The sequence below is a fragment of the Rhizobium cauense genome (assembly GCF_019511525.1).
Taxonomy (GTDB): domain Bacteria; phylum Pseudomonadota; class Alphaproteobacteria; order Rhizobiales; family Rhizobiaceae; genus Rhizobium; species Rhizobium cauense.
In genome coordinates, this window is sequence record NZ_JAEUAT010000003.1 from 266,392 (window position 1) to 287,996 (window position 21,605).

The 21,605-nt window shown below is 62.1% G+C and carries 22 protein-coding genes; 17 read left to right on the plus strand and 5 right to left on the minus strand.

Annotated elements, in window-relative coordinates:
- Position 1: 1 nt before the first annotated feature.
- On the plus strand, positions 2-1,066 hold the full coding sequence (locus JNB88_RS07310; protein ID WP_220354867.1) for a phosphotriesterase family protein: 1,065 nt from the start codon (positions 2-4) through the stop codon (positions 1,064-1,066).
- A gap of 30 nt (positions 1,067-1,096) precedes the next feature.
- Complete coding sequence (locus JNB88_RS07315) at positions 1,097-1,867, plus strand: glutamine amidotransferase (RefSeq protein WP_220354868.1); 771 nt, start codon at positions 1,097-1,099, stop codon at positions 1,865-1,867.
- Positions 1,868-1,891: 24 nt separating this feature from the next.
- Here the strand turns inward: JNB88_RS07315 and JNB88_RS07320 are convergent, their stop codons facing one another.
- On the minus strand, positions 1,892-2,803 hold the full coding sequence (locus JNB88_RS07320) for a ribokinase (RefSeq protein ID WP_220354869.1): 912 nt from the start codon (positions 2,801-2,803) through the stop codon (positions 1,892-1,894).
- Positions 2,804-2,828: 25 nt separating this feature from the next.
- On the opposite strand from JNB88_RS07320, the gene JNB88_RS07325 reads away from it, so the two are divergent.
- From JNB88_RS07325 to JNB88_RS07360, 8 genes are all read left to right on the plus strand, one after another.
- A complete protein-coding gene (locus JNB88_RS07325) occupies positions 2,829-3,671 on the plus strand; it encodes a BtpA family protein (protein WP_220354870.1) in 843 nt (280 codons plus the stop codon).
- 1 nt (position 3,672) lies between these two features.
- The gene (locus JNB88_RS07330) at positions 3,673-4,317 is read left to right on the plus strand and encodes a TenA family protein (protein ID WP_220354871.1); all 645 of its coding nucleotides are present in this window, start codon (positions 3,673-3,675) and stop codon (positions 4,315-4,317) included.
- 9 nt (positions 4,318-4,326) lie between these two features.
- On the plus strand, positions 4,327-5,580 hold the full coding sequence (locus tag JNB88_RS07335; protein WP_220354872.1) for a Zn-dependent hydrolase: 1,254 nt from the start codon (positions 4,327-4,329) through the stop codon (positions 5,578-5,580).
- Positions 5,581-5,871: 291 nt separating this feature from the next.
- On the plus strand, positions 5,872-6,867 hold the full coding sequence (locus tag JNB88_RS07340) for an ABC transporter ATP-binding protein (RefSeq protein WP_220354873.1): 996 nt from the start codon (positions 5,872-5,874) through the stop codon (positions 6,865-6,867).
- Positions 6,860-7,666 carry an ABC transporter ATP-binding protein gene (locus JNB88_RS07345; protein WP_220354874.1) on the plus strand — a complete coding sequence of 269 codons (807 nt, stop codon included), beginning with the start codon at positions 6,860-6,862 and terminating at the stop codon, positions 7,664-7,666. Before JNB88_RS07340 ends, JNB88_RS07345 begins: the two co-directional genes overlap by 8 nt.
- Positions 7,667-7,699: 33 nt before the next feature.
- A complete protein-coding gene (locus tag JNB88_RS07350) occupies positions 7,700-9,220 on the plus strand; it encodes an ABC transporter substrate-binding protein (protein WP_220354875.1) in 1,521 nt (506 codons plus the stop codon).
- Positions 9,221-9,254: 34 nt separating this feature from the next.
- Positions 9,255-10,172 (plus strand): ABC transporter permease, encoded by a 918-nt coding sequence (locus tag JNB88_RS07355; protein WP_220354876.1) that lies wholly within the window; start codon positions 9,255-9,257, stop codon positions 10,170-10,172.
- A gap of 4 nt (positions 10,173-10,176) precedes the next feature.
- Positions 10,177-11,055 (plus strand): ABC transporter permease, encoded by an 879-nt coding sequence (locus JNB88_RS07360; RefSeq protein ID WP_220354877.1) that lies wholly within the window; start codon positions 10,177-10,179, stop codon positions 11,053-11,055.
- On the opposite strand, the gene JNB88_RS07365 is transcribed toward JNB88_RS07360, so the two are convergent.
- A complete protein-coding gene (locus JNB88_RS07365; protein ID WP_220354878.1) occupies positions 11,052-11,984 on the minus strand; it encodes a LysR family transcriptional regulator in 933 nt (310 codons plus the stop codon). The two genes, JNB88_RS07360 and JNB88_RS07365, sit on opposite strands and share 4 nt — an antisense overlap.
- A 305-nt stretch (positions 11,985-12,289) precedes the next feature.
- On the opposite strand from JNB88_RS07365, the gene JNB88_RS07370 reads away from it, so the two are divergent.
- From JNB88_RS07370 to JNB88_RS07400, 7 genes are all read left to right on the plus strand, one after another.
- Entirely contained in the window at positions 12,290-13,075 is a 786-nt protein-coding gene (locus JNB88_RS07370; RefSeq protein ID WP_220354879.1) for an SDR family oxidoreductase, read from the plus strand.
- Positions 13,076-13,133: 58 nt separating this feature from the next.
- A complete protein-coding gene (locus JNB88_RS07375) occupies positions 13,134-13,448 on the plus strand; it encodes a cupin domain-containing protein (RefSeq protein WP_220354880.1) in 315 nt (104 codons plus the stop codon).
- A 150-nt stretch (positions 13,449-13,598) separates the two neighbouring features.
- Entirely contained in the window at positions 13,599-14,381 is a 783-nt protein-coding gene (locus JNB88_RS07380; protein ID WP_081930920.1) for a substrate-binding periplasmic protein, read from the plus strand.
- A gap of 21 nt (positions 14,382-14,402) precedes the next feature.
- Positions 14,403-15,080 carry an amino acid ABC transporter permease gene (locus JNB88_RS07385; RefSeq protein WP_220354881.1) on the plus strand — a complete coding sequence of 226 codons (678 nt, stop codon included), beginning with the start codon at positions 14,403-14,405 and terminating at the stop codon, positions 15,078-15,080.
- On the plus strand, positions 15,077-15,832 hold the full coding sequence (locus JNB88_RS07390; protein WP_220354882.1) for an AroM family protein: 756 nt from the start codon (positions 15,077-15,079) through the stop codon (positions 15,830-15,832). The genes JNB88_RS07385 and JNB88_RS07390 overlap by 4 nt, the downstream gene beginning before the upstream one ends.
- Positions 15,829-16,470 (plus strand): ABC transporter permease subunit, encoded by a 642-nt coding sequence (locus JNB88_RS07395; RefSeq protein WP_037134051.1) that lies wholly within the window; start codon positions 15,829-15,831, stop codon positions 16,468-16,470. Before JNB88_RS07390 ends, JNB88_RS07395 begins: the two co-directional genes overlap by 4 nt.
- The gene (locus tag JNB88_RS07400; protein ID WP_220354883.1) at positions 16,467-17,267 is read left to right on the plus strand and encodes an amino acid ABC transporter ATP-binding protein; all 801 of its coding nucleotides are present in this window, start codon (positions 16,467-16,469) and stop codon (positions 17,265-17,267) included. Before JNB88_RS07395 ends, JNB88_RS07400 begins: the two co-directional genes overlap by 4 nt.
- A gap of 136 nt (positions 17,268-17,403) precedes the next feature.
- Here JNB88_RS07400 and JNB88_RS07405 read toward each other — a convergent pair whose 3' ends face one another.
- Genes JNB88_RS07405 through JNB88_RS07415 form a run of 3 tightly spaced genes read right to left on the minus strand, consistent with a single transcriptional unit; the run spans position 17,404 to position 21,102 of the window.
- On the minus strand, positions 17,404-18,330 hold the full coding sequence (locus tag JNB88_RS07405; RefSeq protein WP_220354884.1) for a dihydrodipicolinate synthase family protein: 927 nt from the start codon (positions 18,328-18,330) through the stop codon (positions 17,404-17,406).
- Positions 18,331-18,343: 13 nt separating this feature from the next.
- Positions 18,344-19,747: a dihydroorotase gene (locus tag JNB88_RS07410; RefSeq protein ID WP_220354885.1), complete on the minus strand. Its 1,404-nt coding sequence runs from the start codon at positions 19,745-19,747 to the stop codon at positions 18,344-18,346.
- A complete protein-coding gene (locus JNB88_RS07415) occupies positions 19,720-21,102 on the minus strand; it encodes an amidase (protein ID WP_220354886.1) in 1,383 nt (460 codons plus the stop codon). The genes JNB88_RS07410 and JNB88_RS07415 overlap by 28 nt, the downstream gene beginning before the upstream one ends.
- Positions 21,103-21,605 lie beyond the last annotated feature (503 nt).

A 21,605-nucleotide genomic window follows, 5' to 3' on the forward strand; every position in this document is an offset into this window, starting at 1 on the left:
CATGAGCGAACTTTCAGAAGCGCATGTGCGTTCGGGCAAGGTGATGACGGTTGGGGGCGCAATCTCCGCTTCCGCCCTCGGTACCACGCTGATGCACGAGCATATCCTCAACGACTGCCGCTGCTGGTGGCATGCACCAAATACGCCGGAACGCCAGTATCTCGCCGACAGCTTTGTCTGCATCGAGATCCTGAGCGAACTGCACCAGGATCCTTTCGTCAACAAGCACAACATCACGCTTGACGACGAGCCACTTGCTATCACCGAGCTCAAGGATTTCGCGGCACATGGCGGCCACACGGTCGTCGAGCCGACCTGTCAGGGCATCGGCCGAGATCCCCGAGCGCTGAAGCGGATATCGCAGGCTTCCGGGCTCAATATCATCATGGGCGCCGGCTATTATCTTGGCTCGTCGCATCCGGCCAAGGTCGCGGGCATGACGATCGACCAGATCGCCGACGAGATCGTTCAGGAGGCGACCGTCGGTGTCGATGGCACCGACATCAAAGTCGGATTGATCGGCGAGATCGGCGTGTCCTCAGATTTCACCGATCAGGAAGAAAAGTCGCTGCGCGCGGCGGCGCGGGCGCAGGCGCGCACCGGCCTTCCGCTGATGGTTCATCTTCCCGGCTGGTACAGGCTCGGTCACAAGGTGCTTGATATCGCGGCGGACGAGGGGGCGGAGCTCGGCCACACCGTCCTCTGCCACATGAACCCGTCACATGACGATCTCGCCTACCAGGCTGAGCTCGCCGCGCGCGGCGCTTTCCTGGAATACGACATGATCGGCATGGATTTCTTCTACGCCGACCAGCAGGTGCAGTGCCCGAGCGACGAGGAAGCGGCGCGTGCCATCGTCAAGCTGGTGGAGCGGGGGCATATTGATCGCATCCTGCTCTCCCACGACGTCTTCCTGAAGATGATGCTGACGCGCTACGGCGGCAATGGCTATGCCTACATCCTCAAGCACTTTCTGCCGCGGCTGAAGCGCCACGGGCTGACCGATCAACAGCTTGATATTCTCATGCGCGACAATCCGAGATCGGTGTTCGAGGCCAAGGCCTGATCGCAGATCGATAATAGAAATGGAAAGACCATGACCAAGAAAGTCCTCCTCGTCGGCGAGAGCTGGGTCAGCTCCGCCACCCATTATAAAGGCTTCGACCAGTTCGGCAGCGTCACCTTCCATCTCGGCGCCGAGCCGCTGGTAAAGGCGCTCGAAGGCAGCGAGTACGAGCTGACCTACATGCCGGCCCATGAGGCAGTTGAAAAATTCCCCTTCGATATGGAGGGTCTCGACGCCTATGACGTGGTCATCCTGTCGGATATCGGCGCCAACTCGTTGCTGCTGCCGCCGGCCGTCTGGCTGCATTCCAAGACCGTGCCGAACCGGTTGAAGCTGATCAAGGCCTGGGTGGAAAAGGGTGGCGGCCTGTTGATGGTTGGCGGCTATTTCTCCTTCCAGGGCATCGACGGCAAGGCGCGCTGGCGCCGCACGGCGGTCGAGGATGTGCTCCCCGTCACCTGCCTGCCCTATGACGATCGTGTCGAGATTCCGGAAGGTACGGGTGCTGTCATCACCAAGGCGGACCACCCGACGGTTGCCGGCGTGGGCGGTGAATGGCCGCTGCTGCTTGGCGTTAACGAGGTGGAGGTGCGCGACCGCGCCGATGTCGAAGTTGTGGCCCGTCTGCCGGATGATCAGGGCGGCCATCCGCTGCTTGTCACCGGGACATTCGGCCAGGGGCGCAGCGCTGCCTGGACATCCGATATCGGTCCGCACTGGCTGTCGCCGGCCTTCTGCGAATGGGAAGGCTACGGCCGCCTTTGGAAGAACATCCTCGGCTGGTTGAGCGAAAAGCGCTGAGGCGTCAATGGTCCTTGGCGCGCCTCAGCGCGCCAGGATCGCCTGCAGTTCCTCGGTGGTCGGGAAGGCCGAGCGGGTGCCGCGACGGCTGACTGTCAGGGCGGAGGCGGAGGCGGCGTGGACGATGGCACGGGCGTCGAGCTCGACGCCGCGCAACGCGGCGGAAGCCAGCGCTACGGCCATGAAGGTGTCGCCGGCGCCTGTGGTGTCGATCGCCTTGGTGGCCACGGCCGGAATGTTGGCGATGGCCGCCCCCCGGCTTGCCAGCAGGGCGCCTTCGCCGCCGAGCGTCAGCACGACGTGGCGCACGCCCGATTGCAGCAGCTTTTCGGTCGCTGCCGTATCGGACGAACCTGTGAGGCTCTCCGCCTCACCCCGGTTCAGGAATGCGATGTCGACGAGCGGCCAGAAGTCGCCGAAATAGGGCCTGAGGGGCGAGGGGTTGAAGGCGGTAACGAGGCCGCGGCGGCGGGCTTCCTGGAGCAGGCCAAGCGTGGTTGCCTCGCTGAGATTGCCTTGCAGGACCATGAGGTCGCCTGAAGCGGCGGTGTCGAGCGCAGCGATGGCCTCTTGTGGCGTCAGCGAACCGGCTGAATCGGTGGTGGTGACGATGGCGTTTTCGCCATCGGGTGTGGTGAAGATGATGGAGAAATCGCTGGATCGGCCGGTAAGCGCAATCAGCTTGGCCTCGACCGGTTCCGGAGCAAGTTGATCGCGAATGGTCTGGGCGCGGAAATCCTCACCCACGGCCGCAACGAGGGTGGTGGGGAGGCCTGTTCGGGCCATGACCACGGCCTGGTTCGCACCCTTGCCTCCAAGGTCGCGCGTTTCTTCGCGACCAAGGATCGAAGCCCCGGCTTCCGGCATGGTCGAAACGGAGATGGTTTCGTCGACAGCGACGTTACCGATGACATGAGCACGAACATTGGCAGGCATGGCTGGCCTTCGAAAGGAAATGAAAATGCAGACGATCTCGGATAATAATTCAAGCGCCATAAGGCAAATATTCGGCACTGACAAGGCGCTGATCGGGATGATCCATTGCTCCCCCTTTCCCGGTGCCCCGCGCTACCGCGGCGCGACGGTGGACGCTATCTACGACGTGGCGATGCGCGATGCAGAGGCGTTGATCGAAGGCGGCTTGCATGGTCTGATCATCGAGAACCACGGCGACATCCCCTTCTCCAAGCCCGAGGATATCGGCCCCGAGACATCCGCCTTCATGTCCGTCGTCACGGATCGGATCGGACGGGCGACCGGTATCCCGATGGGGATTAACGTGCTCGCAAATGCCCCGATCCCGGCCTTCGCCATCGCCATGGCCGGCGGCGCCAAGTTCATCCGCGTCAACCAGTGGGCCAACGCCTATGTCGCCAACGAGGGCTTCATGGAAGGCCGCGCGGCCGAAGCTATGCGATACCGGTCGGCTCTGCGCGCCGAACACATCAAGATCTTCGCCGACAGCCATGTGAAGCATGGCGCCCACGCGATCACCGCCGACCGGACGATCGAGGAACTGACCCGCGACCTCGCCTTCTTCGACGCCGACGTGGTGATCGCCACCGGCCAGCGCACCGGCAATTCGGCAACCGTGGAGGAGATCGAGACGATCGGCGCAGCGACCCATCTGCCGCTGCTCGTTGGATCCGGCGTCACCAAGGACAACATCGTCGAGATCCTGAAGCGCACCAATGGTGTCATCGTCGCGTCCTCGCTGAAGGAGGGTGGTGTGTGGTGGAATCCGGTGGAACTTTCCCGCGTCAAAGCCTTCGTCGAAGCGGCGCGTCCGGGTCTGGAAGGCTGATATGAGCGAGACATTGTCCGAGCAGATCCTGCGTGAAAATGCTGCCGTCTTCGATGCGATGGTTAGCCATCGTTTCGTCACGGACATCAAGGCGAACCGGCTTTCGAAGGACGTCTTCGAGCGCTATCTCGTCTTCGAGGGCGCCTTCGTCGACACGGCAATTTCGATCTTCGCCTTTGCCGCCGCCAAGGCCGAGACGATCGCCCAGAAGCGCTGGCTGATCGGCGTTCTCGATGCACTGGCCAACCAGCAGATCGCCTATTTCGAAAAGACCTTTGCCGAGCGCGGCATCGATCCCGCAGCCTATAACACAGCGATCCCCGAAGTAGCCTTCTTCCGTGACGGCATGCTGACGATCTCCCGCGATGGTGGTTACCTCGATACGGTCGCGGCAATGTTTGCCGCCGAGTGGATGTACTGGACCTGGTCGAAGGAGGCTGCCCGTTACGCGATCAGCGATCCTCTGCTTAAGGAGTGGGTGGACCTGCACGCGCACGAGGACTTCGCCGCTCAGGCGCTGTGGCTGAAGGCCGAGCTGGATGCCGCCGGCGCAGCCATGAGCCCGGACGAACGCTCCCGCCTTAGCGGCATCTTCGGCCGCGCTCAGGCGCTCGAGATCGCGTTTCACGACGCTCCCTATCTCTGAGGTAAGACCATGCTCGATATCGACGGCGATCGTCTCAATGCCCGCCTCGAAGCTTTTGCCACCATCGGCGGAACGGCAAAGGGAGGCGTCAATCGCCAGGCGTTGACAGAAGGCGATCGCCGCGCACGGCGGCTTCTGGCCGAGCTTGCCTGGGCGAGGGGATTCATCGTCCTCCAGGACCCGATGGCTAACCTCTTTATCCGACGCAGGGGCCGGGTCGATACGCTCGCGCCTGTTGTCATCGGCAGTCATCTCGACAGCCAGCCGGCCGGCGGCCGGTTCGACGGCGCGCTCGGGACGCTTTCCGCTTTCGAGGTGCTGGAGAGCCTAGAAGACGCGGGCATCGAGACGGATCGTCCCGTGGTTGTCGTCTCGTGGACCAACGAGGAGGGGTGCCGCTTTGCGCCTGGCTGCATGGGATCGATGGCCTTTTCGGCAGGCGAGATCCCGATCGCCTGGCAAAGCAAGGCCGCTACCGATGGCGCCGGCTTTACCGAGGAACTCGCGCTAACGATTGCGAGCCTGCCGGAGGCCGAGATGTTGCCGCTCGGCTTTCCGGTTCACGCCTATATAGAAGTTCATATCGAGCAGGGGCCTTCGCTCGAGGCGAACGATATTCCCATTGGCGTGGTGAAGGGCATTCAGGGCACACGTTGGCTGGATGTGGCGCTTAAGGGCCAGACCGCCCATGCCGGCACCACCGGACTGTCCTACCGCCGTGATCCGCTGCGTGCGCTGACCGCTGCCCTTTCAGGCCTCTACGAGGCGGTGATGCCTGATGATCCGGACGCCCGTTTCACCGTCGGGCGGATTTCAGCCGAGCCTGGCTCGGTCAACGCGATCCCAGATCAGGTCCGCTGCACGGTCGATATGCGTCATCCCGAACCATCACGGCTGGACGAGATCGAACGGTTCGTAACATCGCGCATAGTGGAGGAAGCGAAGCGGCAAGGTTGCAAGGCCGAGATCGCCCGATCCTTTGATATGGCACCCTGCATTTTTTCCGACACGTTGCAGCAGACGGTCGAGCAGGCAGCAAGTGTGCGCAAGGTCAAAAGTATGCGGATGCTGTCAGGTGCCTTTCATGATGCACTGTTCGTCAACCGTGTCGCGCCGGCCGCGATGATCTTCGCTCCGTGCCGCGATGGGCTCAGTCACAATGAGGCTGAGTATGTCGAACCTGCGCATGCTGTCATCGGCTGTGATGTGCTGGCGCAGGCCACGCTCGCGATTGCCTGCGAGAGCGTAGATGGGCGCTCATGAATCTGGATTGAAATATTTTCAATTTGGCCAATTTGAAGTTATTTCTTCCACATATTGATCACCAAGGCGAGCTAACGGCAGAGAGTTCGACTGCAATGAGAATATCGTTTCCTTGACGCTTGCAACGTCCGGCCTGATTTGCGTGTGGCCACTCGTGCTCGCGCCATGAGCTAAGCAGACATAGGTGCCAAGCTATGGCGCCATCTGAAAATCGTATTTTTCCTTACTGGTATCAGTTTGCCATGATTTCCCCAGGTCCACAAACGTTCGACACTGGCGGAAGGCGCATCGATGGCGTTGCTGGAAATAACCGATCTGAACATCAAGGTGATCACGAGCGCCGGCGTGCTTCACGCGGTCCGTGGCGTTGACCTTGCCGTCGATGCAGGCGAAACCCTCTGCATCGTCGGTGAATCCGGCTGCGGGAAATCGCTGACGGCGCTATCGGTCACCGGACTGCTGCCGCCTGTAGCACGCTGTTCGGCCACGAGGCTGGCCTTCGAAGGTCGGGATATCCTGCGGCTGTCACGCCGCGAACTCGAAGATCTCAGGGGCAAGCGCATCGGCTTCATTTTCCAGGATCCGATGACTGGGCTCAACCCGACCATGACCATCGGACGCCAGCTGACCGAGGTGCACCTACGCCATATCGCGCGCGATCATGCGGCGGCGAATGCCGCCGCGATTTCCTTGCTGACGAGGGTCGGCATCGCCAATGCCGCCGATCGGCTGCGCCAGTATCCGCACGAGCTTTCGGGCGGCCTCCGCCAGCGGGTCATGATCGCTATGGTCCTGATGGCGCGGCCCCGCCTGATCATCGCCGACGAGCCGACCACGGCTCTCGATGTCACTGTCCAAGCGCAGGTGCTGGCGCTCCTCAAATCCCTGCAGCAGGAGCACGGCATCGGCCTCGTCTTCATCACCCATGATCTCGGCGTCGTCGCGGCGATCGCCGATCGCGTCGCCGTCATGTATGCGGGCGAGGTGGTCGAGACCGGCAAGGCGCGCGACCTGCTCACTAGTCCCCGACACCCCTATACCCGGGCGCTGCTCTCCTGCGTGCCCTCGACGACCCCTCCGCCGGCTGGCGTCTCGGTCGAACTCGGCACGATCCCCGGCCGGGTGCCGTTGCTGAGCGGCCAGATCGAAGGCTGCGCGTTTGCGCCTCGCTGCACTCTGGTTCAGGACAGATGTCGCACACAAACGGTGCCGGCGCGGTCTCGAGGCGATGCCGAAATCTGCCGTTGTCTTCTCGCACCGGAAAAAATGGAGCTTTTCCATGCGTGACGGGTCGCCCTTTCCCCGCGTTGCCCTAGAGGCGCGCGCCGTCAGCCACAGCTATCCCGGCCGTCAAGCTTTCAAGGCTCTGAACGATGTGTCCATCGCCCTGCGCGAGGGTGAGACGCTAGCCATTGTCGGCGAATCCGGCTCGGGCAAGTCTACGCTTTCGCGCATCCTACTCGGGCTTGCCTCTCCAAGCGAGGGACAGGTTCTCTGCTTCGGCAAGGACATCGGCAGCCTGTCGCGCCGAGAGCGCGCAGCCCATGTGCAGCCGGTGTTCCAGGATCCCTATTCTTCGCTCAATCCGCGCCACACGCTGGCAGAGATCGTGGCGGCTCCGTTGCTTGCGCGTGGCGAGCAGCGGGCGTGTGCGCTTCGCCGGGCGACCGGGCTTTTAGAAGAGGTGGGGCTGGGCCCTGCCTATGCGCAGCGCCGCCCCGCGGCCCTTTCTGGCGGCCAGCGCCAGCGCGCGGCGATCGCCCGTGCCCTGATTGCCGATCCCGAAATCCTGGTCTGCGACGAGCCGACGTCGGCCCTCGACGTCTCTGTCCAGGCGCAGATCCTTAATCTTCTGCAGGAACAGAGACGAGAGCGAAAACTGTCTGTCCTGCTCATCACCCACAATATCGGTGTGGTCGCCCATATGGCGGATCGCGTGGCGGTGATGCGTCATGGCGAAATCGTCGAGACCGGCGGTGTCCGCGACGTGCTTCTAAAGCCGCGGCAGGATTACACCCGGCTTCTGATTTCCTCGGTACCCGATTTGCGCGGCGGGCCAATCAAGCCACTCGCAACCGCGCCGTAATGCCTGAATGTTTCTCATTGACCGGAGTTCATGATGCCTAGACTGATTTCCGCTACTATCGCCCTATCGCTCGTGACGGCTTCGACACTTTCAGCGCCGCCAGCATTTGCCGGAAAGGCCGATGACACGCTGGTTGCGACCTTTGCAGCGCAACTGCCGAGCCTCGACCGTTTCTACGCACCGGGGCGAGAGGGTTTCCTGCTCGGCCTCCTGATCTACGATACCCTGATCTACCGCGACACCCAGACTTTCGAACTGAAGCCGCTCTTGGCGACCGACTGGAAATGGATCGACGAGAAAACGCTCGAACTGCACCTGCGCAAGGGCGTGATGTTCCACAACGGCGACTCCTTCACCGCCAGGGATGTGGCCTACACCTTCAATTTCGCGGCCGATCCGAAGAACAAGGTGTTCGACCGGATCACCTCCGCCTGGGTCGAGAAGGTGGAGGTCGTCGACGATTACACTGTGAGGTTCCACGCCAGCAAAGTGACGCCGCTTGCCCTGCAATACATCGTCCAGGTGCCGATGATGCCGGCCGGTCATCGTGACAAGGTCGGGTTACAGGCCTTTTCCGAGCAGCCCATCGGGACCGGCCCCTATAAGGTCGTCGGCAAGCAGGGCTCGGACATCGTCTTCGAGCGCTTCGATAATTATTTCGATGGCGGGCCGAAGTCCAAGCCCGCGATCAAGACGCTCGTCTACCGCACAATTCCTGACGTGAATACACAGGTTGCCGAGCTAGCGCGCGGTGGTGTCGACTGGGCCTGGTACATACCGACCGATCAGGCCGAGCGCCTCGCCGCCATCCCGACGGTGACGGCGGTCAATGCGCCAACCTTTCGCATTGGGTTCCTCACCATGGATGCGGCCGGCCTTGCGATGCCGGATGGACCGCTGAGGGACGTGCGAGTCCGTCAGGCAATCAACTACGCCATCGATCGGCAAGCTATCGCAAGGACACTTGTCGGCGGTTCGGCCGAGGCGATCCGCACCGCCTGCAACCCCATCCAGTTCGGCTGCGAGCAGGATGTGAAAAATTATGCCTACGATCCCCAAAAGGCGAAGCAACTACTGGCCGAAGTCGGCCATGGCGATGGCTTCGATATCGATATCTACGGCTTCCGCTCGCGTCCGGTGGCCGAGGCGATCGTCGGTTATCTCGGCGCGGTCGGCATCCGCGCCAATCTGGTCTGGCAGCAATATTCGGCCGTCGTGCAGCAGCGGCGCGACCGCAAGGCAGCGCTTGTCATCGACGATTTTGGTTCGTCTGGGATCGCAGATGCGGGGGCGCCGACGAAGTTCTATTTCAACGGCGCCCCCGACGACCAGTCGCGGGATGCCGAGGTAGATGCGGCGCTGGAAAAGGCCGGCAGCACCAATGATGGGGACAGCCGCAAGCAGGCTTTCTCGGTGGCGTTCAAGCGCATTGCCGACCAGGCCTATTGGGCACCGCTCTTCACCATGCCGATCAACTACGTAATGTCCTCGGAGCTCGAGGGGCCGGTGCCGAAAGACGAGAACGTCGAGTTCTGGAAATACCATTGGAAGTGACCGCAGGTTTCGCCCGGGACGTTGGGAGGCAGGCATGAAAAGCTTTTTGATCCGCCGTGCGCTGATGGCGCTGATGGTGCTTCTCACCATTTCGTTCGTCAGCTTCGTCATGCTCAAGGTGTCGGGCGACCTTGCAATTTCACTCGCGGGCGAAAATGCCGGCGCCGATTATGTGGAATTCCTGCGCAAGACCTATGGCTGGGACAGGCCGCTCCATATCCAATATGCCGACTGGCTGTGGAATGCGCTGCACGGCAATCTCGGAGCGTCGTTCTACTACGGCAAGCAGGTGATGGCGTTGGTAGCCGAGCGCATGCCGGTGACCCTGAAGCTCGGTGGGCTGGCGACGGCGCTTTCGACTGTCGTTGCCATTCCACTGGGCATGGCGGCCGGCATTCGTCCCGGCTCGTTCGTCGACCGGGTTGTGTTGTTGATCGCGCTGCTCGGAGGCGCGACGCCGATCTTCTGGACCAGTTTCCTGCTGATCCTGCTATTCGGGCTCAATCTGCGCTGGCTGCCGATCACCGGCGGCACCGACCTCCAGCATCTCGCCATGCCGGCGCTGGCGCTCAGCTTTTACTCGATGCCGGCGATCATCCGCATCGTGCGCTCGGGCATGGTCGATGTCTTGGCGTCGGACTATATCCGGACGGCACGCGCCAAGGGGTTGCGGCTGCCGGCGATCTACTTCCGACATGCGCTGCGCAATACCCTCGTGCCTGTTGTCGCCGTCGCCTCGGTCCAGTTCGGTTTCCTGCTCGGCGGCTCCGTCGTCGTGGAGAACATCTTTGCCATCAACGGCATCGGCTATCTTACCTGGGAGGCGATCAACCAGAACGACTACCCGGTCGTGCAGGCCTCCGTTCTCACGGTATCCACGGCCTATGTGGTGCTGACGCTTTTCGCAGACCTCGTCAACCGCGCAATCGATCCGCGCATCCGGCTGGAGTAGTTTCATGTCGACATCCACCTCTCATGTGGCAGAGCCGAGCCTTTCCCGCTTTCGGTTGCCCGTTGCCGTGCCAGGGTTCTGGGTGGGGGGCACGGTCCTTGTCCTGACGGTGCTGGTCGCCATCTTCGCGCCGCTGATTTCCCCGCACTCGCCCTATGACCAGTCGCTTGCCGACCGCCTGGTCAAGCCGGTCTTCATCGACGGCAGCTGGGAACATATTCTCGGCACCGACCATCTTGGCCGCGACGTCTTGAGCCGGCTCATCTATGGCAGCCGCATGTCGCTTGCCGTCGGCTTCGGCACCATCCTGATTTCAGCCGTGCTCGGCATTGGGTTGGGCTTGACCGCCGGTTTTCGCGCCGGCCGGACGGATGCCTTCGTAGTGTTCCTGCTGACCGTCCGTCTCAGCCTGCCGATCATGCTCGCCGCCATTTCGCTCGTCGGTCTGTTCGGCAATTCGCTGGGGCTGATGATGCTGATCCTCGCCTTCTTTCTGTGGGATCAGTTCCTTGTGGTGTCGCGGGCCCTGGCGATGCGGCTGAAGAATGCGGAATTCGTTTTGGCCGCGAGGGCAGCGGGCTTTTCGGATCTGCACATCATGCTGCGGGAGGTGCTGCCCAACATGCTTGGGCCGCTCGTCATCGTCGCGACCCTTGAGATGGCCCATGCGATCATGCTGGAATCAGCGCTGTCCTTCCTTGGGCTAGGTATTCGCCCGCCGGCCGCTTCCTGGGGCCTCATGATCGCAGAAGCAAAGGACTTCGTCTATTTCGAAGCCTGGTTGGTCAATATTCCGGGCTTCGCCATTTTTGCACTGGTGGCCGGTATCACCCTTTTTGGCGAGGGCCTGCGCACGATGTTCGAAAACGCAGGCGGGCGCTAGCTTGGAATGCGCGAGGTCAGGCCGTATTGGCCGATGATCTCGGCAAAGGTGCGCAGTTCTGCCCTGAGGTGTTTCAGGAATAGCCGGCCGATGGGCGACAGACCTGGATGGTTGTGAAAGATGGCCACGAGAGAGCGCTTGATCAGCGGCCGGAACGGACGGGCCGCCACCTCGCTGCCCTCCAGATGCTGGAGAACGTAGGGGAGGGTGATCGCCACCCCCATGCCCTGGCGCACCATGTCCGACGCGATGGTGGAAAGATTGGTAGTGATGAAGCGGGTATCGTCAAGCGGCCGGTCGAAGGCGAGGCGCACGTCGAATTCCTGCCGCACTTGCAGCCCCAATGTGATGATGGTCTCCTCCAGGAGATCGTCGGCCGTGACGACGTCTTTGGCCGCGAGCGCGTGGCCGGGCGGCAGAAGACAGGCCATCTCTGTCGTCATCAGCGGATGCTGAATCAAGTCTGGAACCTCGATCGGCAGGAAGGTGAGCCCGAGATCAACCGACCGATCCTGCACGCGCTGGATGACTTCTCGACTAGAATAGCTCTCGATGACGATTCGCACGTCGGGCTTTTCTTTCCGAACGCGCTCGATCGCATGGGGCACAAGTGCGGCCGTAAGAGGCAGCACCGTGCAGACGGAAAGCTGGTTGCGCTGTTCGCCGCGTAGCCGGGCTGCGCGGTCGGACAGCAGCTGAATGTTGTCGAGCACGCCGTCCATGGAGCTCAGCAACTCTTCCGCAGCGGAGGTGAGCCTCATACCCGTTTTCGAACGGATCAGCAGGCTGACACCGAGCTGCATCTCCAGATCCTTCAGTGCTTGGCTGACGGAGGGCTGGGTAATTCGCAGGATCCGAGCGGTCTCAGTGACGTTCAGGACGCGTGAGAACAGCCTGAAGATTTCAAGGTGCCGGACACTGGGTCGCATAGTAGGCCTCGCGTCATTTTCTAAAGGTTTTTGTTCGGGCCTGCCTGCCGAAGTGGGGTTACCTTAATCATTAGTAGCCGGCTCCATCAATCGCCAAATGTAACGTGGCGCGCGCCGGCAAGGTGCGGCGTCATGCCGCTTGTGCGGCCTGCACTGAAATCCCGGCCCTTTCCGGCGACCTATAGGCAATCGGCTATATGCGGATAAAGGAATCCACTTAGACAGGACGGCCGCTTCTTGGAAATCCTCTTGCCGTGCTTCCCGTCTGCCGCGCGCGATGGGTGGACCATATGAGAGGATGGATCATGGATTTCGGATTAAACGATAAGACCGCACTGGTGCTCGGCGCCGGCGGCGGCCTTGGTGGCGCGATCGCCCATTCGCTGGCGCGGGAAGGTGCGCGCGTTGCGGTAGCGGATATTTCGCTCGAGGCAGCCGAAGCGACGGTTTCACGAATCGCTGGCGAAGGCGGCCGCGCGATTGCCTTGCAATGGGACCTCGCAAACCTCGATGCGATCTCCCCAAACATTGCCCGCATCGAGGACGAGCTTGGCCCGGTCGACGTTCTCATTAACAACACCGGAGGCCCACCGCCGACCCCGGCCGAAGGACAGAAGGCCGAACTCTGGCTCGCCAACTTCCAGTCCATGGTGCTTTCTGTCATCAAGATCACCGACAGCGTGCTGCCGGGCATGAAGGAGCGCGGCTGGGGCCGCATCGTCACCTCCACCTCCTCGGGCGTGATCGCGCCAATCCCCAATCTCGCGGTCTCCAACGCGCTGCGCATGAGCCTCGTCGGCTGGTCGAAATCGCTGGCTGCGGAAGTCGGCCGCTTCGGCATCACCGCCAATATCGTGCTGCCCGGCCGCATCGCCACCCAGCGCATCACCTTCCTCGATGAACAGAAGGCTGCCCGTGAGGGGCGCAGCGTCGATCAGGTCGCCGCAGCCTCTGTCGCTTCCATTCCGGTCGGACGTTATGGCGAGCCGAGCGAATATGGCGATGTCGTCGCGTTCCTTGCATCGACCCGCGCGTCCTATCTCACCGGCTCGGTCATCCGCATCGACGGCGGCATGATCGTGAGCGTGTGACGCGATGAAAGTCGACTGGAACAACTTGCCGCCTGCGGTCGGAATGCGAGCGGGGACAATGCGCAAGGCAGTCTGCGGCGATTCCATCTCGGCCGTTTTCATTGAGAATGCCGCCGATACCGCCTTCGACGGCCGGCTGCACTGGCATGAGAACGAGCAGGTCATGGTCATCCTTTCCGGCTGCTGCACCATCGTCGTCGATGGCAAGGAAATTGAGGCGGAGGCAGGCGACTTCATCTTCGTGCCTTCGCAGGCACGCCACGGTGTCGTTGCCTGTGGCCCCGAAGGATGCAGCTATTTCGAAATTTTCGCCCCTGCGCGGCCGGATCAGTTGCCGGGATGGGTAGGAACGCCGGTGATGCATTTCGACTGACCCGCAGATAACGCATAGGTATTTGCCTATGTCTCCATTGCCTGAAAGAGTCTGGCATGAAGGCAAATTATCGGCTCATCTTTGAGCCAGCAAAAACAAGAAGCAGGGAACCGGCGGGCCTTACCGTCTGCCAAACTGGAGATGAACATTATGAAGCGTATCAGACTGATCGCCCTTTCCCTAGCAGGGCTCGTGGTTGCGGGCCAGGCGCTCGCGGCCGATTTCAAACAGGCTCTCGTCCAAGAGGGCCAGCTGACGATCGCGACCACCGGCAACGCGCCGCCGCTTACCCTTGTCAATTCCGATGGTTCGCTGGGCGGTTTTGACGTAGCGCTGTGCGAGCGCATCGCCCAGGATCTCGGCCTGAAGACCGAATTCGTCCGTGTCGATTTCGCCGCGACCATTCCTGGTCTCAAGGCCGGACGGTTCGACATGATCTGCTCGGCGGTTGCCCGCACACCGGCGCGCATGGCCTCGCCAGACCTCTATCTGTCCGAGCCGACTGTCGAGAATTTCACCACGCTCGTTGTGCCAAAGACCAGCGATATAACCACTGTCGACAAGGGTCGCGGCCACCGCATCGGCGTCGTCCGTGGCGGGCAGGAAGGCCCGATCCTCGCAAAGATCTTCGATGGCGACGTTTCGGTCACCACCTATCCCGGCATTGCCGAGGAAATGCTCGACCTCAAGAACGGCCGCATCGATGCCGTGTCGATGAACTATCTAACTGCCCGCTTCCATGCACGTGATGAGGAGGGTATGACCGTGCTCGAGCCCGGCTTCGTCGTCGAGAGCACCTCACCCTATACACATGGCCTGGTGGTCAGCCGCAACGAGCCCGACCTGCTGACAGCGGTCAACGATGTGCTCGCCAGACTGAAGGCCGACGGCACGATCGACAAGTTGAAAGCGACGTGGATCGACGGCAAGTGATCGCGACGGGAAGCGGACAGCATGGATTTCAACTATCTTGCGGAAAACCTTCCGCTTCTCTTCAAGGCGGCATGGGTCACCGTGTGGCTAACGGCCCTGACGCTGGTTCTGTCGACGATCATCGCACTGCCGCTGTCGGTCGTCGGCCTGACCCGCGTGTCGCTTGCCTCGCGGGCGCTCGATACCGCAACGCTTTTGCTGCGCTCACTGCCGACGCTCGTCATCCTGTTCTTCTTCTATTACGGATTGCCGCAGTTCGGCATCGTGCTCGCGCCGCTTCCGGTGGCGGTGATCGGCCTTACGCTCTCGGCAGTCGCCTATAATATCGAGATCTTCCGCTCCGGCCTACGAGCGGTCGATCCCGGCCAGATCGAGGCGGCGCGGGCGCTGGGGCTGCCCGGATGGCGCATCTGGGTGCAGATCGTCTTTCCACAGGCCTTGCCGATCTTCACGCCCACCTATCTTTCCAATGCCACTCTCGTCCTCAAAGGCACGTCGGTCGCTTCGATCATCACCATTCCGGAACTGACTTCGGTGGCCAACGAAATCGTTTCCATGACCTACCAACCGTTCGAAATCCTGATCGCCGCCGCCCTCATGTATATCCTCATGGGCGGTATCCTGAGCCTCGCCGCCCAGGGCGTACGCTGGAACATGGCGCGCCGGCTGGTGCCCTCGCAGAAGGAGGCAGGCGCATGAGCCCGCTGAAGCTCGGCTTCGTCAGCCTCGGCCAGGGCCCGCGCCCGGATCTCGAAGCTTTGCATGAGCGTCTTTTCACCGCCTATCGTTTGAATGTCGTGCCCGTCTGGGAGCATATTCTCGACGGCCTGACGGAAGCCGAATTGCAGGGCATGGAGGCTTTGTCCGGTGCGCCCGCCATCCGTGCCCTTCATCACCAGGCGGATGCGGACCGCAGCGTCGGTCCTCCCGGTATGAGCACATGGTTCGACCGGGAGACGCTGACGGCCCGCCTTGGCGACGCCGTTGCCCGGCTTGAAGAACAGGGCGTGGCGCTAACCATCGTCTGCGCGGCCGAAATGCTGCCTGCGCTCGATATCCGCTCGCGTTGTCCCGTCATCCTACCCGCCTATGCCATGGCGGGACAGGCGGAAATGCTGGCACGTACCATGCCATCCGCGCGCATAGGCCTCATCGTCTACGGCGACCGCCAGCGCCGCCAGCAGCTCGAAGGCTGGCGAAAACAGCCATGGGCGACTGATCTGCCGATCCATTTCAGCGGCGGCGGCAACGATCTCGATGCGATCGTCAACGACCTTTTGCCGGCACGGCCGGATCTCGTCTTCATCTGGGCTTACGGGGCAGCGACTGGACCCGGCGTCGCCGAAGAGATTTCCCGTCGCCTCGGCGTTCCCGTCGTGTCTGCGGCGATGGCGGCCGTCCGCATGACGCTCTCCTTCCTACCCGCAGACGCAGAGCAGGCCGCGCCATGAGCGACATCGGCCAGACGATCATGCTTTATCTGCAGGGGACTGGGCAGGCGCTATTATTGCTCGTCGTCAGCGGCGTACTTTCGGTGTCGATCGGGCTCGGTTTCATGCTGCTCGACGTCGGCGGACGCCGTGTCAGCGGGGCGGTGATCCGCATCTATAGCTGGCTTGCCCAGACGACGCCGCCGCTGATCCTGCTGTTCCTCACGTTCTACGGCTCGACTTGGGCCGGCTGGAACGTTTCGCCGATGGTTGCGGCGATTGTCGCCTTCACCTTCTTCGCCGCTGCTTATTATTACGAGATTTTCCGGGCCGCCTATGAGGGCGTGCCGCCGGGTCAGGCGGAGGCCGCCCGCGCGCTCGGCATTCCCTATTGGAGCTTTGTTCGCACGGTGCTGCTGCCGCAGGTGCTGCGCATCGCATCCGGCCCGCTGATTGGCCGTACGACCGTTCTGTTCAAGGAGACCTCGCTTGCTTCGGCGATTTCCACCGCGGAGATCATGAGTGTCGCGAACGGGCGCATCTATGCGGGCGGCAATCCGCTCGTCCATGTCCTCATCGCCGGCGCGATCTACGCAACGATCAATATTGCACTTATCCGGATCGAGCGCCGGCTTTCCGCAAAGGTCACGTCCCCATGAATACAGCCAAACAAGTCCGGCGTTGGCCGGAACGCCCGGACCCGGAAAATATCGTGGAGTTGCGCAATATCCGGCTGGAATACGGACCCGTTACGGTGCTGCACGATGTCGATCTGACGATCCGCAAGGGCGAGACCGTCACCATCATCGGCCCCTCCGGCTCGGGAAAGACGACGCTGTTGCGCTGCATCAACTACCTGGCGCGGCCGACGGCCGGCGAGGTCTGGGTCGGTGGCCATCTCGTCGGGCAGGTCGACAAGGGCGGTAAGCTGCAAACGGCGTCAGAGGGCGTGCTACGGCTCCACAGGTTGGAAACCGGCATGGTGTTCCAGCAGTTCAATCTATTCCGCAATATGACGGTGTTGCAGAATGTCATGTATGCGCCGGTCGCCTGCGGCGTCGCATCTAAAGAAGAGGCGCATGAACGGGCAGTAGCGCTGATCCGCCGCGTCGGGCTCGGCAACAAGCTCTCGGCTCGGCCACACGAACTTTCCGGCGGCCAGCAGCAGCGTATCGCCATAGCCCGCGCGCTCGCCATGCAGCCGAAGGTCATGCTTTTCGATGAAGCGACATCGGCGCTCGATCCCGAACTTGCCCGCGAAGTCCTCGAAGTCATGCGCGAGCTTGCCCGTGAGGGCATGACGATGGTGGTCGTGACCCATGAGATGGGTTTTGCCCGCAACGTCGCCGATCGCGTCGTCTTCATGGAGAACGGCCGCATCATCGAGGATGCTGCGCCGGGCGTGCTCTTCTCTGATCAGGCGCCGCAGCGCATCCGCAGTTTCTTGAGTCACTGAGACGAAACTCCTTCGCAATATGCAGGCCGGGGTTGCAAAACACCGTCCTGCTTTCTTGTCGAGTAGGCACGTGTGGTTTTGCCACATGCAAAGGCGGGCGTCTTTCGACGCCCGCCTTTGCATGTGAGACCTTGAATCAGCCCAGAGCAGAAAGGCGCGCTTCTTGCCGAGCAATCAGGCGTTCGACCTCGGCGACGGCTGTCGCATTCAGCTGTGCGCCGGGCTTGCGGATGGTGGCGGACGCAATCGCGCCGCGCCGCGCCAGCACGTATTTGCGCACGGCAAGGCCGATTCCGGGCTGCTGCTCGTAACGCACCAGCGGCAAATGCGCGTCAAACACGTCCTGCGCATGATCCATGTCACCCCTGGCCACATCCTCGCAGACCGTCACCAGCATTTCCGGATACCCGAAGCCGGTCATCGCGCCATCCGCGCCGCGGGCCATTTCCTCCGGCAGGAAAACGCCGCCGTTGCCGCAAAGAATGGATATCCGCCGGCGACCTTTGGCTTCGGCGGCGCGCAAGGCCGATATCTTGTCGAGACCCGGCCAGTCCTCATGCTTCAGCATGACCACTTCGGGCACCTCGTCGATGATACGGCCGAGCAGATCGTTGCTGATCTGTACGGTGGTTGCCAATGGGAAATCCTGCAGGCAGATCGGCACGTCCGCGCCGAGTGTCTGGGCGCATTGCTGATAATAACCAAGGATCTGCTGGTCGGTGCGCAGGCTCATGGGGGGCGCGATCATCACGCCGGCCGCGCCCATGTCCATGACCGTGCGACCAAGCTCGCCGATGGCGGCAAGGCCCGGCGCGCTGACGCCGACGACGACGGGAACATCTCCCGCCCGCAAGATGACGCGCTGCGCCACCTCGCGCGCCTCGGATTGGGTCAGCTTCGGAGCTTCGCCCATCATGCCGAGGATGGTGATGCCGGTCGCGCCGGATTCGATATAGAAATCCGTCACCCGGTCGAGGCTTTCAATGTCGATCGCGCCGTTTTCGAGAAACGGCGTGACCGCGATGACGTAGACGCCGCCCGAAACGGCTGTGATTTGCGCCATGAGACGTAACCTTTCAATGTGTTGAGAACCAACCCTGGCCCTGTCTGCGCAGGTATTGGCCACTGCCCTGCGCAAGCAGGATTTCGGAACCATTCCAGGCCGGTTTTCCGCGCAGCCATGTAGCCGAGATCCGGACGCTGAACCGGCGTCCGTCGAAGGGGCTCCAGTTCAGGCCGTCATGGGCCTGCGCGGCGTCCCAGGTGAAATCGCCCTGTTCGTCTGCATCGAGCCCCGCGGCAAGCGTGCCCTTGCGTTCGGAAAGACCGAAGAAGCGGGCAGGCCGCGCCGCAAGATATTCCGCAGTCAGCAGTGCCGCATCCTGCCCGCGCGCCTGCGCCGCTGTGAAGAAGGCAGGCACAAGCGTTTCGAGGCCGGGAATGCCGGCTCCGGCTGCATAGATCGAGACGCCAAGCTTGTTGTCGATCGGCCAGCTGGCATGGTCGGAGGAGACGAAGGCGATCTCGCCGCGCTGTAGCGCCCGCCAGAGACCATCGATCGCATTTGGCCGGATCGGCGGATTGACCTTCATGCGCGCGCCGAGGGCATCCCCGTCACGCTCGGGATCGAAGCAGAGATAGTGGACGCAAAGCTCGCCGGTGACGGCAGCGCCGATACCGGCAAAGGCACCGACCTGGGCAAAGCCCTCTTCGTGCGAGATATGGACGATATGGGCATGGGCGCCGGTGGCCTGGCCGATCGCCAGGAACTGGCCAGTGGCGGCAAGTTCGGCCGCAAGCGGCCGGCTGTCAGAATGGGCGCCGATGCCGTCTCGCCCTGCGGCCTGCGCTTTTGCGGTGCGGGCGCGCACGATTTCCTGGTCCTCGTTGTGCAGTCCGAGCGGCAGGTCTCGCCCTGCTAGCTTTTCCAGAAGATCGAGCGTCAGCGCCTCATCAATGCGGGGGAAGCGTACCGGACTGCTCTCGAAGGAAGATATCTTGAAGGCGCAAATGCCGCCCTCGATCAGGCTGTCCACATGATCGAGGGCGCTTTCCGCCGTGACGGTTCCATAAAGGGCGACATCGCAATGAGCGTGCGCCGCAATCGCCGCGATCTTCGCGTTTAGCCGCTCCGGCCTATCGAGAGGCAGCGGCGTGTCGTAGGGCATGTCGACGATGGTAGTCACCCCGCCGGCCAGTGCCGAGGCGGTGGCCGGCGCAAAACCGGACAGACCGGTGCTGTTCGTCGCATGGGTCTGGCCATCGATAATACCAGGCAGCACGAGACGGTCGCCATAGTCCGTCACTTCCTCGCACTGGGGGGCGGGGCCAGTGCCGAGCGCTGCAATCTTTTGGCCCTGAACGGCGATCCAGCCGTTTTCCAGAATGCCGTCCGGCGTGACGATCCGTCCCCTGATCACCGAATCCATCTTGTTCTCCTTCCTGGTGTACATCAGATCGCGGGTGCGTTCTGAATCCACGGATGAGCCTCCTCATAGAGTTTGGCGATGGAAACCAGCGACCAGTCGGCCCCGAAGGGAGCGATGAGCTGGAAACCGATCGGCATGCCGCTCGAAGACGGCGAAGCCGGTATGGAAATCGCCGGCAGGCCGGCGGCATTGACGAAACCGGTGAAGGCCCGGTGATAGGGCGGCGCAAAATCCTCGGCCTTCCACGGCATGGCGCCGGCTGCGGGAGTCAGCACAAGATCGTAGGTATCGAAGGCGCGGGAAAACTGCTCGTAGATCGCGCGATACGCCATCAGCGCATCGAAGAATTCTATAGCCGTCAGCGAGCGGCCCTTCTCGATCATCGGCGGGTAGGGCGCTCCGACCTTGCCTTCCCAATTCGTATCCTTCAGCAGCCAAGCAAGTCCGGTTGCGCCCATGACCGGCCAATGTTTTTCGAACAAGGCGGCATCGAAGGGAGCAGGGCCTTCTACGACGATGAAACCGAGCGCCTTGAGGTTTTCGGCCGCCTCGGCTACCGAGGCTGCAATCGGCTCCTCCACCGTCATACCGGCGACGTCGCGCACGAAGAGCACCTTCTGGCCACTACGAACCGGCTCGATCCCGCCCTTTAGAAAACCGTAGGAAGCGCGGTCGTGAGCATCGGGGCCTTCGATGGCCGACAGCGCCAGGGCGAGATCGGCCACGGTGCGGGCGAGCGGGCCGATAATCTCGAAGTCGCCGAGGATCGGGGGCAGGCCGTTGACGCGGGCGACGCGTCCGGTCGAGGGCTTCAGGCCGACGAGATTGTTGTAGGAGGCTGGGCGGCGGATGGAGCCGCCGCCATCGGTGCCGATTGCCACGGTGCCGATGCCGGACGCCGTAGCGGCCGCTCCGCCACCGGTCGAAGCGCCGGAGGTCAGTGCCGGATCGTAGGGGTTACGCGTGACGCCGAAGGCGAGCGTGTTGACATTGCCACGGCCGAGCGTGAATTCCGAGACATTGGTCTTGCCGAGGATGACGGCGCCTTGGGCGCGCAGCCGCTCGACCGGCGTCTCGTCGCTTTCGGAGATCTGGCCCTTGTAGAGATTGCTGCCCCAGGCGAGCTGCAGACCCTTGACCGGGATATTGTCCTTGATGGTGATCGGCACACCGTCGAAATCGCCGAGCGGCGTCTTTGCTGCAAATCGGGCATCGCTTTCGGCTGCGGCCTTGCGGGCGCCTTCGACATCGAGAACGGCAAAGAGATTGAGAATAGGATCGACCTGCGCCGCGCGCGCTAGGACCTCTTCGACCACCTGGCTGGGCTTGAGCTGCCCCTGGCGATAGGCTTTGCCAAGCTCGACCGCCGTGTACAGCCACAGCGGCTTTTGCGCTTCAAATGTCATTATTGCTATCCTTCAGAGACTAAATTCTAGGCACGAGACTGAATATTTGCGCATTTTTTGTCTAATAGGATCGCAAGATGCAGCCATAGGCACCGGGCTATGGGAGCAGGTTGTGAAGTGTCGGTGATCCAAATCGGAAGCAGGGAATGCTCTCGTTGCGGGTCGAGCAAAGGCTGAAGCCGTTCGCCATGTTTACGAGGCTGAGCGCGCGGGGTGCCAGCTCCTGTTGAGCGGCAAGATGAGTGGATAACGGCTGCAAGCTCGAGGGTCCGCCCCCTTCTCGCTCGGCTGATCCCGATCCTCGTCGGCAACCTCACGGCGATCACTGGGCAGGCGGATCCATCGAGATCACTCACAACAAGGCATTGACGGCCGAGGACGAGGACTGGAATGCCTCTTACGTCTCTAAGAGTTCGTCTGAGAGCGGGTCGTGGGCTCGGCCTCAAGGCATGAATGTCTTGGCCAATAAAGAGTTTGCGCTGCCAGAGCAGAGAATTGGCAGC